13 protein-coding genes are annotated in these 12,069 nt (G+C 61.1%); 6 read left to right on the forward strand and 7 right to left on the reverse strand.

The window, feature by feature from the left end:
- Nucleotides 1-24: 24 nt before the first annotated feature.
- The 4 genes from M1E02_RS06095 to M1E02_RS06110 all read right to left on the reverse strand — a co-directional run bounded on the left by M1E02_RS06095 (nucleotide 25) and on the right by M1E02_RS06110 (nucleotide 2,712).
- Complete coding sequence (locus tag M1E02_RS06095; protein WP_479377216.1) at nucleotides 25-1,014, reverse strand: pilus assembly protein TadG-related protein; 990 nt, start codon at nucleotides 1,012-1,014, stop codon at nucleotides 25-27.
- A 41-nt stretch (nucleotides 1,015-1,055) separates the two neighbouring features.
- On the reverse strand, nucleotides 1,056-1,445 hold the full coding sequence (locus M1E02_RS06100; protein WP_479377217.1) for a TadE/TadG family type IV pilus assembly protein: 390 nt from the start codon (nucleotides 1,443-1,445) through the stop codon (nucleotides 1,056-1,058).
- A 109-nt stretch (nucleotides 1,446-1,554) separates the two neighbouring features.
- Entirely contained in the window at nucleotides 1,555-1,767 is a 213-nt protein-coding gene (locus tag M1E02_RS06105; protein WP_479377218.1) for a Flp family type IVb pilin, read from the reverse strand.
- Between the two features lie 279 nt (nucleotides 1,768-2,046).
- Nucleotides 2,047-2,712 carry a prepilin peptidase gene (locus M1E02_RS06110; RefSeq protein WP_479377219.1) on the reverse strand — a complete coding sequence of 222 codons (666 nt, stop codon included), beginning with the start codon at nucleotides 2,710-2,712 and terminating at the stop codon, nucleotides 2,047-2,049.
- 341 nt (nucleotides 2,713-3,053) lie between these two features.
- Here M1E02_RS06110 and rplM point away from each other — a divergent pair, with 341 nt between their 5' ends.
- The 3 genes from rplM to glmM all read left to right on the forward strand — a co-directional run bounded on the left by rplM (nucleotide 3,054) and on the right by glmM (nucleotide 5,522).
- Nucleotides 3,054-3,497, forward strand: coding sequence for a 50S ribosomal protein L13 (gene rplM / locus M1E02_RS06115; protein WP_015937805.1), 444 nt, complete (start codon nucleotides 3,054-3,056; stop codon nucleotides 3,495-3,497).
- 38 nt (nucleotides 3,498-3,535) lie between these two features.
- Nucleotides 3,536-4,045, forward strand: coding sequence for a 30S ribosomal protein S9 (gene rpsI / locus M1E02_RS06120; protein WP_479377220.1), 510 nt, complete (start codon nucleotides 3,536-3,538; stop codon nucleotides 4,043-4,045).
- 115 nt (nucleotides 4,046-4,160) lie between these two features.
- Nucleotides 4,161-5,522 (forward strand): phosphoglucosamine mutase, encoded by a 1,362-nt coding sequence (gene glmM, locus M1E02_RS06125; protein ID WP_479377221.1) that lies wholly within the window; start codon nucleotides 4,161-4,163, stop codon nucleotides 5,520-5,522.
- A 27-nt stretch (nucleotides 5,523-5,549) separates the two neighbouring features.
- Here glmM and mscL read toward each other — a convergent pair whose 3' ends face one another.
- The 3 genes from mscL to coaA all read right to left on the reverse strand — a co-directional run bounded on the left by mscL (nucleotide 5,550) and on the right by coaA (nucleotide 7,967).
- Nucleotides 5,550-5,930: a large conductance mechanosensitive channel protein MscL gene (mscL, locus tag M1E02_RS06130; protein WP_479377222.1), complete on the reverse strand. Its 381-nt coding sequence runs from the start codon at nucleotides 5,928-5,930 to the stop codon at nucleotides 5,550-5,552.
- 96 nt (nucleotides 5,931-6,026) lie between these two features.
- Nucleotides 6,027-6,995, reverse strand: a complete 969-nt coding sequence (locus tag M1E02_RS06135) for a M15 family metallopeptidase (RefSeq protein ID WP_479377223.1) — start codon at nucleotides 6,993-6,995, stop codon at nucleotides 6,027-6,029.
- 6 nt (nucleotides 6,996-7,001) lie between these two features.
- On the reverse strand, nucleotides 7,002-7,967 hold the full coding sequence (gene coaA / locus M1E02_RS06140) for a type I pantothenate kinase (RefSeq protein ID WP_479377224.1): 966 nt from the start codon (nucleotides 7,965-7,967) through the stop codon (nucleotides 7,002-7,004).
- 145 nt (nucleotides 7,968-8,112) lie between these two features.
- Here coaA and glmS point away from each other — a divergent pair, with 145 nt between their 5' ends.
- Genes glmS through M1E02_RS06155 form a run of 3 tightly spaced genes read left to right on the forward strand, consistent with a single transcriptional unit; the run spans nucleotide 8,113 to nucleotide 11,965 of the window.
- The gene (glmS, locus tag M1E02_RS06145) at nucleotides 8,113-10,005 is read left to right on the forward strand and encodes a glutamine--fructose-6-phosphate transaminase (isomerizing) (RefSeq protein WP_479377225.1); all 1,893 of its coding nucleotides are present in this window, start codon (nucleotides 8,113-8,115) and stop codon (nucleotides 10,003-10,005) included.
- Nucleotides 10,006-10,009: 4 nt separating this feature from the next.
- Nucleotides 10,010-10,357, forward strand: a complete 348-nt coding sequence (locus tag M1E02_RS06150) for a holo-ACP synthase (RefSeq protein ID WP_247046454.1) — start codon at nucleotides 10,010-10,012, stop codon at nucleotides 10,355-10,357.
- A gap of 57 nt (nucleotides 10,358-10,414) precedes the next feature.
- Nucleotides 10,415-11,965 carry an NAD(P)H-hydrate dehydratase gene (locus M1E02_RS06155; RefSeq protein WP_479378078.1) on the forward strand — a complete coding sequence of 517 codons (1,551 nt, stop codon included), beginning with the start codon at nucleotides 10,415-10,417 and terminating at the stop codon, nucleotides 11,963-11,965.
- Nucleotides 11,966-12,069 lie beyond the last annotated feature (104 nt).

Genomic DNA, 12,069 nt, shown 5'->3' on the forward strand with positions numbered 1-12,069 from the left:
TATCAATTGATTCTTGATAAATCCTTAGTCGATAAGACGTACATCAACTGTTCCCAAATCCTCTCCGACTCCGGCACCTCCTCCGAAGGCCTCAATGGACTCGTACCTGACGAATTGTCCGATGATTCCAAGGCAATCACCCGTGCAATGGTCAGCAGGGTCGTCGCCTGGGGTGTTCGCATAGACTTGGGGCGTTTTGATGCCGCCAGCGAGCTTCCACCCTTGGATGTCGAAAGTGGCGTAGCCCCGAATATGGAACCATCCGCTGGTGCCAGAACCGCCGGCGTCGTCATAGACCGGAAAGGTGGCCAGGGCCTGGCGCCCGGCTTCTATCTCGGCGATCCATTCCTCCAAAATCGGATCGCAGACATCCGCGAAAGATGTATAGTCCTTGCCTGTGTCAGATGAGGCGGTGTCGTCCGCATCGGTACCGGCGACGCATGGGCCATCCTGATCCAGCCAGCCGAAGCCTCCAGGGATCGCATGTCCGCTGCTTGATGTGCAGCCAGGCACAGCAGGCTTTTTACCGCCTTTGTCCCCTGCGTAAGGTATGAGTTGGACTTCGCCCGTTTCGGAGGCCACGGCGAGGTCGTAATGGCACTCGGACAAGGCCAGTGGGAAGCCGCTCCCGGACGAAGGCGGGTCGATGATTGCAGTAGCGTAGGCCCCCACGGTCACCGGAGGGGCGTTGAGTGCGTTTGAGAACAATTGACTGAGGAAGCCGGCGCCACTTGTGCCGTTCCTTGTGGTGGTCCGAACAGTAACCTGATTGGCAACTGACAAGTCCACTTCAAGAACATTGCTGCCGGCATCGTTGGCGTTTGCGTTTGCTAGAGCTAGCGCTAGATTATCCGCCTCCAGTTGACTGCACTCAGTGCCGTAGCATGCCTGGGCTACGGCCATAGCTCCCGCATCGGCACCGTTTTGCAGTTGGGCGCGTTCGGCATAGATCTGGCCGACATCTACAGCCATGGCCCCCGCGCCGATCAGCACAAGCATTAAGACTGCGACCAAGACGCCCGCTGCTCCACGTTCCGTCTCAGAGTCTTGAGTTTTCAGCCGCCACATCGCATGGCTCCTACTCCCGTGAGCGTGACCGAAGTGCCGAAGAGCCCGGTCATCGTGTTTGCCGTATATGTAATAGTCACGCCGGCGTTTTCGCCTGCCGCGCACGTGGCGGGGTCGAAGTCATAGACAAAAGCGTCTGGATTTAATCCCGGAGCCCCGTCCAAGGCAGCGGTCTCAGCTTCCTCTTGGCTATTGGTGATTGCCATGGTCCGTGCTGCTTCACGCGCTGCCTGGCTAACCGAAATCTGCAGGTTATAGGCATAGGAGAATTCCACAATGCCGGCTATCAGCGCCAAGAGAATCGGGGCAACTAGGGCGAACTCGACGGCAACGGCGCCGCGGGCATGCTCGTTTTTAAGGGAATTGCTGCGTTTCAATGGATCCCCCCATGAATGGATGCAGCTGAAATGGAATAAGCCGGAGCGAAACGAGGGTGCCGCGTCCGCATTCAGCAGACGCGGCACCTGAACTGAAGTGAGGCTACGACTACGGGGCCACGGCCCAAGTGGCGATTTCATCCCCGAGGTCTTCGAACCAACCGCTGAGGGCACCGCCGAACAGCATTGCGCCGCCGATAATGGCAAATGCCACGAACGCAATGAGCAGCGAATATTCAGTTGCCGTTGCGCCCTTTTCTGAAGAGAGACGATCCTTGACGCCAGCGACAAAAGCGATCATTGAGACCATAAGAGAAGTCATTTTAATATCCTTTTCAAGAGATTGGATTACATGGAATTGGTTTACGGAATTCCAGCTGCCCCCATGTTTCCCAGACGCCTGGAGTTCCGTTGGGACAACAATTGCATGGTGTAAACAGGGCGAACAATGAGTGGCGGTACTCGTCTTTTTTCAGTGAAATTTCGGGCAGCACTTAGCCAAGAATTTGGTGTACTCAGTTTCTTGAGGGGTTCTTGAGCGCCGACTACTTGGTTTGCCAAGCAGGCTTAGTAGTTCAGGCGAAATGCAGCGCGCTGGACATCAGATCGGCAGCAGAATAACCGCAAGTGCGGCGGCAAACATGGATGGTCCAAAGGCTACTTCTGCGGGCTTTTCTCCGCGCGCAACCCGCACCAAGACGGCGGTAACCACACCGCCTGCCACGAATCCGAGGGCGCCGCCATAGAACACCTGCGACCAACCCAAGTAGCCAAGGTATAAACCGAGTGGTGCGGCGAGTTTCACATCACCCATCCCGATGCCGCGAGGCGAAATTATTGCCAGAATCAGGTAAATAACGAAGAGAATTGCCCCCGCAAAGACCCCCCGGAGCAGTGCGCCCCAGGAGGGGGAGGCAGCTGCGGCAGTGGCCAGCAATACGGCGCCGGCTATGAGGAGCGCTAACACCAGCCGATTGGGCAAAAGGTGATGGCGAATATCAATTAAGGCGAGCTGAACGGCAAGAATTACCAGGACCAAATAGGCCGCAAGTGCCCAAGACTGTCCAAACCGAAGTGCCATGGCGGCTGAAAGGGCGGCCGTGACGGCCGCCGTCGTGATTTTGAACCGTACTGACGTGTCTACGGAGAGCTGCGGAACGGCTTTCCGGACCCATATCTCCGCCAGTAACCCAAAGCAGGCACCGAGCATGCCGATTACCAGGACGAACAACGGCAGGTTGGCCTCACCAGTGGGGTACAGGGACAACGGTGCTCCTTATAAAGCAGGTCTGATGCTCGGGCTGCGGTTCGGGTCTGATGCTTGGCCGGCAGGTGGATGGAGAGTAGATGTCCTGTCCAGTTACCCCATTTTGACCCGGACGGCCCTGCCACGGTATATTTGACAGTCGTTGTGCGTGTCCTATCTCGATGATGCGTGCCCGCTTGAGAATCCGGTTGCAGGATAACTACTCAACGAGCACATTCGGGACTTCAGGATGACTGGTTACATAGAGCCCTCACCTCTGTTCCGGTAGCGCATAGATAGTAGGTGCACACGCTTGAGTGACACCTAAAAAAGAACGCCAGAATAAGAACGAGGCAAAAACCGTGCGTACGTACACCCCGAAGCCCGGCGATATCAACCGCCAGTGGCACGTCATTGACGCCACAGACGTTGTCCTTGGTCGTCTCGCGAGCCAGACCGCAATCCTGCTGCGCGGCAAGCACAAGGCCACCTTTGCGTCCCACATGGACATGGGCGATTTCGTCATCATCATCAACGCTGAAAAGGTTGCCCTCACCGGCGCCAAGCTGGAGCAGAAGCGGGCATACCGCCACTCCGGTTACCCGGGCGGCCTGACCTCCGTCAACTACGCGGAGCTGCTGGAATCAAACCCGGTCCGCGCTGTTGAGAAGGCCATCAAGGGCATGCTCCCGAAGAACTCCCTTGCTGCCCAGCAGCTGGGCAAGCTGAAGGTGTACCGCGGTGCAGAGCACCCCCACGCCGCCCAGCAGCCCAAGACTTTCGAAATCACCCAGGTCGCCCAGTAGTCCTGGCCACCAAACAACTTATCTATACAAGGAGAACCGTGGCTCAGAACGAAGAGACCACCGAAGCCGTTGAGGCTGAGGAAACCCTGACCAGCTACACCTCGGAAAGCGGAGCGGCTGCTGAAGCTGCTGCGCCGAAGAAGGAGCGCCCGGCCCTGACCGTTGCCGGCGCAGCTGTTGGCCGCCGCAAGGAAGCCGTTGCACGCGTTCGCGTTGTGCCGGGCTCCGGCAAGTGGATCATCAACGGCCGCGAGCTGTCCAACTACTTCCCGAACAAGCTGCACCAGCAGGACGTCAACGAGCCCTTCAAGATCCTTGATCTTGACGGCGCCTACGACGTCTTCGCCCGCATTCACGGCGGCGGCATTTCCGGCCAGGCCGGTGCACTGCGTCTCGGCATCGCCCGTTCATTGAACGAGATCGACACCGAGAACAACCGCGCCATCCTGAAAAAGGCCGGCTACCTCCGCCGTGACGCACGCGTCATCGAGCGTAAGAAGGCTGGCCTCAAGAAGGCACGTAAGGCTCAGCAGTACTCCAAGCGCTAAATCCGCTTCCGGAAGCCCGTCCTGTTCGCAGGGCGGGCTTCCGTCGTTAACCCGTGATGTCACCAGGTAAAGGGGCGGGATGGAGTAAGTGGCTGCGTCGTCTAAACTTGACCCGATGTCTAGATTATTTGGAACAGATGGTGTCCGTGGCCTGGCGAACGGCCTGCTTACAGCCGAGCTGGCACTAAAGCTGGCCCAGGCTGCCGCCGTCGTGCTCGGTCACGACCGCAATACCAACGGCACCCGGCCCCGCGCTGTCGTGGCCCGGGACCCGCGCGCCAGTGGCGAGTTTATCGCTGCCGCCGTGGAAGCCGGGCTGTCGAGTTCAGGAATTGATGTTTACGACGCAGGCGTCCTGCCCACGCCGGCCGCAGCCTATCTGGTAGCGGATTTGAAAGCGGACTTTGGCGTGATGATCTCCGCCTCCCACAATCCTGCCCCGGACAACGGCATCAAGTTCTTCGCCCGCGGCGGCCAGAAGCTCCCTGACGACGTGGAAGACGCCATCGAGGCCGAGATGGCAAATGAGGCCCGCCGGCCGGTCGGCAGCGATGTGGGACGCATCCAAAGGTTCTCCGACGCGGAGGACCGCTATATTGTCCACCTCCTCGGCACTCTCCCGCACCGTTTGAACGGGCTGAAGGTAGTGCTTGACTGTGCGCACGGTGCTGCCAGTGGCTGTTCCCCCCAGGTTTTCAAGGATGCCGGCGCTGATGTGGTGCTGATTGGTGCTGAGCCGGACGGACTGAACATCAATGACGGAGTTGGGTCAACACACCTTGGTCCGCTCAAAGAGGCTGTGCTGCGGCATGGAGCAGACCTGGGCATTGCGCACGACGGCGACGCCGATCGCTGCCTGGCTGTAGACCATGAGGGCAACGAGGTGGACGGCGACCAGATCATGGCCATTCTGGCCGTTGCCCTCAAGGCCTCAGGGAAGTTGCGGGACAACGTCCTGGTGGCCACCGTGATGAGCAACCTGGGCCTCAAGATCGCCCTCACGAAGGCCGGCATAAGCATGCGCGAGACGGCAGTAGGGGACCGTTATGTCCTGGAAGAAATGCGCGACGGCGGGTTCAACCTTGGCGGGGAGCAGTCCGGACACGTGATCTTTGCGGATCACGCCACAACGGGCGATGGGGTCCTCACCGGACTGCAGATTGCAGCGCAGGTGGCAATGACCGGCCGGCCGCTGAAGGAACTTGCCACAGTGATGACCAAGCTCCCGCAGGTCCTCATCAACGTTAGGGGTGTGGATCGCAGCCGGGTCAAGGGTGACGGCGTAGTTGCAGCTGCCATCGTGCAGGCTGAAGCCGAATTGGGTGAAACTGGGAGGGTGCTGTTGCGTCCGTCCGGCACCGAACCTGTTGTCCGGGTGATGGTGGAAGCTGGCGAGCAGACTACAGCTCAGGCGATTGCCGAGCGGCTAGCGGCAGTGGTCCAGAAGGAACTCGCGCTGGAACTCGTCACCGACTGACGTTTTGTATGGGACGTTATCAGCGCCCTACTTGCGCAAGGCGTCACGGATCTCGGTCAGCAGGGCAATCTGCGGGTCTTCGGACGCCTCGTCCTTGACGTCCGCGCTGATGCCCAGCCTGCGGTTGCGGCGTTCAATCATATGGTTCATCGGCACCACCACGATGAAGTAGATGGCTGCCGCTATGAGCAGGAACGAAATAACGGATGAGATTACCGAGCCGTACCGGAATCCCTCCCACGCCATGTCCTCGATGCCCTTGGCGTTGAACAGCCTGCCTATCAGCGGCGTGAGAAGTCCCTCCACGATGGATGTGACGACGGCGCCGAAGGCTGCACCGATCACCACTGCCACCGCAAGGTCAACAACATTGCCCTTAAGAATGAAGTTCTTGAATCCAGTGAACATGTGCCCAACCTAACGAGACCGAAGGCAAGTGGCTGGCAAGCGGAGCACCTGGCGTGATGCGTGTCCCTATGACTAGTCGCATCACGTTACGAGTTTTCAGAGGTAGGCCGGGGCCGCTTCCAACCCGAAGTATTCCTCGAGGGTGGAGATTCCGCGTTTCGCCATGTCTGTGGCGGCCTCGACGCCGATGTAGCGCAGATGCCAGGACTCGTAGTAGTAACCCGTGATCTCGTGGAACATCCAGGGATAGCGGACCACAAAGCCAAACCGGTGTGCCTGCGCCTTGGCCCAGACCGCGGCCGGTTGCTCGGCGAAGCATGGCTGAAAACCACATGCCCCGCCGCCATCGCCGATGTCGAAAGCCCAGCCAGTCTGGTGTTCCGAGTACCCGGGACGGGCCGACGCCGTGTCGGCCTGCGCCTGCCCTTGTGAGCTCACATAGCTGCCGTACGTCGCCGCCTGTGTGGCGTAGGACCGGTAGCCCGAAGCCAGCGTGAGGGTAACCCCCTCTGCGGCAGCCGCAGCGAACAAGTGCTCTGCGGCAGCCGCCGTCGTGCTGTTCAGCAGGGCTGCCTCCCCGCTCACTGCCAGCGGGACATTCGGTTGCACCAGATCGGACGGCGCATACTCCGGGGACGCCAGTGGGCGATGCTTGTTCACCACCAGCCAGGGGCTTGCCGGGTCAGTCAGGGAGTGCTGCTGGGCCAGGGCTGCGGCAGGGGAGGTGGGCGTCGGAACGGGCGACGGCGGCGCCGCAACAGCAGAGGTTGAGGCTGCGGCCGTGTCAGTTACCGGGGTGGCTGGCGCAGCCGCTGTCGGGGTCAGGGATGCCGTTGGCGTTGCTGCCTGTGAGGCTGCAGGGGAGTTGATAGATGCGTCGGTTGGTTCCGGTGTGCAGGCGGCAAGGGCAGTGAGGCCTGCCCCGGCAGCCAGGAGTCGAGTGAAAATCCGTCGGCTGGGCAGCGGCGCAGGCCCAGTAAGGAAGGGCTCGGCGGGCAAGGGCGCGGCGGACAAGGGCGCGGTAAGGAAGGGCTCGGCGGGCAAGGGCGCGCAGTCGCCGCACATGCGTGCTTAGACCTTCCTCAACAGCATGCGCCTGATGGAATGGTCCGCGTCTTTGGTGAGCACAAGCTGGGCCCTGCCTCGGGTGGGCAGCACATTCTCTTCAAGGTTTGGCTCGTTGATGCGCTTCCAAATATCCCGGGCGGTGCTTTCAGCCTCCTCATCGGAGAGCGTGGCGTACCGATGGAAATACGATTCGGGTTGCGCGAAGGCAGTGCTGCGGAGCTTCCGGAAACGGTCCACATACCATTCTTCAATGTAGGACGTCTTGGCGTCGACATAAATGGAGAAATCGAAGAAATCGCTCAGGGCGAGGCCTTGCCGGCCATCGTGACGGGGACGGGCCGGGGCGAGCACGTTGAGACCCTCAACGATCAGCACATCAGGACGCCGGACCACAACTTCCTTGCCCGGCACGATGTCGTACGTAACGTGGGAGTACCAGGGGGCGCGGACCTCCTCGGCGCCGCTCTTGATCTCACTGACGAAGCGCAGCAGCGCCCGGCGATCGTAGGACTCCGGAAATCCCTTCCGGTCCAGCAGCTGGCGGCGTTTGAGCTCAGCAAGCGGGTAGAGGAAGCCGTCTGTGGTGATCAGTTCCACGTTGGGAGTACCAGGCCAGCGGCGGAGCATCTCCCGCAGAACCCTCGCGATGGTGGATTTACCGACGGCGACAGAACCCGCCACGCCAATGACGAACGGTGTGCGCTGGGTGGTGTCACCCAGGAAGGTGGTGGTGGCTGCGTGGAGTTGGCCGGCTGCTTCGACATAAAGGTGCAGGAGCCGCGACAGTGGCAGGTAGACCTCACGTACTTCCTCGATGTCCAAGGGATCACCAAGACCGCGGAGACGAATCACGTCCTCTTCGTTAAGAGGCTGTTCCATCTGGGCGGAGAGCCGGGACCAGGTCTGCCGGTCCAGCTCCACGAACGGGGAGATACCCTCACCGTTCGATTCATTGCGTTGCAAAGTCACCCTAGAGATTCTGCCCTTGTTGCCGCCGAGAGCGAAATGGAGGACATGGAAACGTACGTTCAGGCCTGCGATTTGGCGATCCGCACGCTCCTCCTTTGCCGTCATCCCACAGCTTCAGTCGGGCAGACGCGTTAGGCTTGTGTCCATGTGTGGAATCGTGGGTTACGTTGGCCGTTCTTCGGACGGGAAAATTGCTGGCTATGGTGCGCTGGACGTCGTTCTTGAAGGACTGCGCCGTTTGGAGTACAGGGGGTATGACTCGGCGGGTGTCGCAGTAGTAGCTGACGGCGCTATCTCGTCCCGGAAGAAGTCAGGCAAGTTGAACAACTTGCTCGCTGAGCTGGACGAAAACCCCTTGCCAGGATCCTTGACCGGAATCGGTCACACACGTTGGGCCACCCATGGAGGACCGACTGACCAGAACGCGCACCCGCACTTAGCTGACGGCGGAAAACTGGCCCTGATTCACAACGGCATCATCGAGAATTTCGCCGAACTGAAGCTCGAGCTCGTCAGTAAGGGCGTTACCTTCCTCTCCGAGACGGACACGGAAGTCGCGGCTGCGCTTCTTGCGGACATCTTCCGGACCAAGCTGAACGGCGACGTTTCCGACGGCGGCCTCACCAAAGCAATGCAGCTTGCCTGCCAGCGGCTGGAAGGAGCTTTTACGCTCCTTGCCGTGCACGCTGACCAGCCAGACGTCGTCGTTGCCGCCCGCCGCAACTCACCGTTGGTGGTTGGCTTGGGAGAGGGGGAGAACTTCCTCGGTTCCGACGTCTCCGGGTTCATTGACTACACCCGGCGGGCTGTGGAATTGGGCCAGGACCAGATCGTGACGATCACCGCTGACAGCGTTGAAATTACGGACTTCTTCGGCGCTGCCGCCCAGGGGAAGGAATACCACGTTGACTGGGATCCCGAATCCGCCGAAAAGGGTGGCTTTGCGTCCTTCATGGAAAAAGAAATCCACGACCAGCCGGACGCCGTTGCCCAAACGCTCCTTGGCCGTTCGGATATTCACGGCAAACTCACACTTGATGAGCTCCGTATCGACGTCGAGCTTCTCAAGAACGTCAACAAGATCATTGTCCTCGCCTGCGGAACGTCAGCGTATGCGGGACAGGTTGCCAAATACGCCATTGAGCACTGGTGCCGGATCCCCACCGAAGTTGAGCTCTCGCACGAGTTCCGCTACCGCGATCCGATTGTGGACGGAAACACGCTGATAGTCTCCATTTCCCAGTCGGGAGAAACCATGGACACCCTGATGGCAGTCCGCTACGCAAAGGAACAGGGCGCCAAGACCCTCTCCATCTGTAACACCAACGGCTCCACTATCCCCCGTGAGTCAGACGCCGTCCTCTACACTCACGCCGGCCCGGAAATCGCTGTAGCCTCCACCAAGGCATTCCTGGCACAGATCACCGCTGCCTATCTCCTCGGGCTCTATCTGGCTCAACTTCGTGGAAACAAGTTCCAGGGCGAGATCAAGGACATCCTCGCTGACCTGGGGAAGATTCCGTCCAAAATCCAGCTCATCCTGGATAACGAGGAGCAGATCAAGGAACTGGGCCGCTCCATGGCTGGTGCCAAGTCCGTGCTGTTCCTGGGCCGCCACGTCGGTTTCCCGGTGGCCATGGAAGGCGCCCTGAAGCTCAAGGAACTGGCCTATATCCATGCTGAAGGATTTGCCGCCGGCGAGCTCAAGCATGGCCCCATCGCCTTGATTGAAGAGGGACAGCCGGTCTTCGTGGTGGTCCCGTCGCCGCGCGGTCGGGACTCCCTCCACTCCAAAGTTGTCTCCAACATCCAGGAAGTCCGTGCGCGCGGAGCGAAGACCATCGTCATCGCAGAAGAAGGGGACGAGGCCGTCAAGGCATACGCCGAGCACGTCTTCTACATTCCTGAGGCACCGACCCTGTTGGCGCCGCTGTTGGCCACCGTTCCGCTTCAAATCTTCGCCCTCGAACTTGCCCAGGCCAAGGGCTACGACGTCGATCAGCCGCGCAACCTTGCGAAGAGCGTCACGGTAGAGTGACGCCATGATTGTTGGCATCGGCGTAGACGTAGTAGATATCGAGCGCTTCGGCCGCCAGCTTGAGCGGACGCCGGGGCTGCGGGACAGGCTGTTTGTCCCGGCCGAACGGGAACTCAACACGAGGTCGCTCGCCGCCAGGTTCGCAGCCAAGGAGGCCGTGGCAAAGGTCCTTGGCGCGCCCGCCGGCATGAACTGGCAGGACTGCTGGATCGGACTCGACCAGCACGGCCCCACCATCCAGGTGAAGGGGACGGTTCTGGCGGTGGCTGAGAACAAGGGCGTCAAGCGCTGGCACGTCTCCATGAGCCACGATGGCGGCATCGCCACGGCTACCGTTATTGCGGAGGGCTAGGCACTTCCCGCCACGATTTGACGAGTATGAATGGACCAACAAGATTGGACCACCACGATGATCAGCGCCTACACCGGGACCCAGATCCGCGAGGCTGAAAAGCCTCTGCTGGACAACGGTATGGGCGCTGTTCTCATGGAGCGGGCATCGTACGGGCTGGCCAACGCGGTCATTGGGGAGCTCAAATCCCGTGGACGCCGCATCTACGGCTCCAGCGCCACTGTCCTCGTGGGCAAGGGCAACAACGGGGGAGACGGGCTTTTTGCGGCGGCCCTACTGGCTGGCCGTGGGATGCGGACGACGGCGGTGCTCACCGCCGGTGACGCGCACGCCGCCGGCCTCGCTGCCTTTCTCCGGGCCGGCGGAAGAACCCATTTGCTGGCGGAAGACAACATCCCTGACCTGTCGGCAGCAACCGCAAGCTCCGACGTCGTGATTGACGCGGTACTGGGCACAGGTGCCCGTGGCGGGCTTACGGGAGCAGCGGGCTCCTTGATGGAGCAACTGAGGGAGAACCTCCGGCAGACAGAGCTCCGCGGAGCACCGGGCCTTCCGGCCGTCGTGGCATGCGATATCCCGAGCGGCGTCGACGCCGATACCGGCGAGCTGAACGGACCAGTGCTGCGGGCCGACGTCACCGTTACCTTCGGAGGAGCCAAGGCGGGGCTCCTCACGGATCCAGGGGCCGGGAACGCCGGAAGGATTGTGACCATCCCCATCGGCATCGAGTCGATGCTGCCGTCCCCGGTTCTGCGCCGGCTTGAGCAGGACGATCTGCGGCTGCTGCTGCCCCAGCCGGAACGGAGTTCCCACAAGTACTCGCGGGGCGTGCTGGGTGTGATAGCTGGCTCCGAACGCTACCCTGGTGCGGCTGTTTTGGCCTGCCGTGGAGCGCTTGCCGCAGGTGTGGGCATGGTCAGGTATCTGGGGCCGCCCGAGGTTGCAGCAGCCGTTCGGGCCGCCTGCCCGGAAGTGGTCTGCGGACAGGGACGGGTGGTTGATGCGCACGTCCAGGCTTGGCTGGTGGGATCTGGCCTCGATGATTCTGCCGGGGAGCAGCTGGGCAGGGTCCGTGATGCTTTGGAGTCGGGGCTGCCTGTGATTGCCGACGCCGGAGCCCTCCAGGTCCTCCCCGGCCGCCTTGGAGCCCAAGTTGTCCTCACTCCGCACGCAGGGGAGTTGGCGACGCTGCTTACGGAGCTCGGCGCCGCCATTCACCGGTCCGAGATTGAAGCGGCCCCGTTGCCCGCGGCGCGCCGGGCCGCGACCTTGACGGGCGCCACTGTCCTTCTCAAGGGTTCTGCCACTGTCATCGCCGCGGCAACAGGAGCGGTCTTCAGCCAGGCGGAGGGAACACCCTGGATGGCCACCGCCGGCAGCGGTGACGTACTGGCTGGAGTGCTTGGCTCTCTACTGGCTCAGGTGGGGTCCGACGCCGGCCGGTTTGCCGCCGTCGGAATTGATCCAGACGAGCGGTGGGCAGCGGTAGCTGCGATGGCCGCCAGCATTCACAGCCTGGCTGGAAGCGCGGCGTCCGCTGGAGGGCCCCTCACGGCAGGTCGTCTCGCGGATGCTGTGCCCGGGGTCTGGCCCGCCCGGACAGGATAGTGGTGCGGTGTTTGTCACCGGCAGCGGCTAGTGTGCAATGGTCACACCCGCAATAATAGTAAGCTTACTTTCCAGTAATACGCTGGATGCGCGTGAATTGCCAC

The sequence above is a fragment of the Arthrobacter sp. Z5-13 genome (assembly GCF_056499105.1).

Excerpts from the sequence above, each read along its gene's own strand:
- M1E02_RS06105 (WP_479377218.1), bottom strand. The coding sequence starts at position 1,767 with ATGACTTCTCTTATGGTCTCAATGATCGCTTTTGTCGCTGGCGTCAAG.
- glmM (WP_479377221.1), top strand. The coding sequence starts at position 4,161 with ATGTCTAGATTATTTGGAACAGATGGTGTCCGTGGCCTGGCGAACGGC.
- mscL (WP_479377222.1), bottom strand. The coding sequence starts at position 5,930 with ATGTTCACTGGATTCAAGAACTTCATTCTTAAGGGCAATGTTGTTGAC.
- M1E02_RS06135 (WP_479377223.1), bottom strand. The coding sequence starts at position 6,995 with ATGTGCGGCGACTGCGCGCCCTTGCCCGCCGAGCCCTTCCTTACCGCG.
- glmS (WP_479377225.1), top strand. The coding sequence starts at position 8,113 with ATGTGTGGAATCGTGGGTTACGTTGGCCGTTCTTCGGACGGGAAAATT.
- M1E02_RS06150 (WP_247046454.1), top strand. The coding sequence starts at position 10,010 with ATGATTGTTGGCATCGGCGTAGACGTAGTAGATATCGAGCGCTTCGGC.
- M1E02_RS06155 (WP_479378078.1), top strand. The coding sequence starts at position 10,415 with ATGATCAGCGCCTACACCGGGACCCAGATCCGCGAGGCTGAAAAGCCT.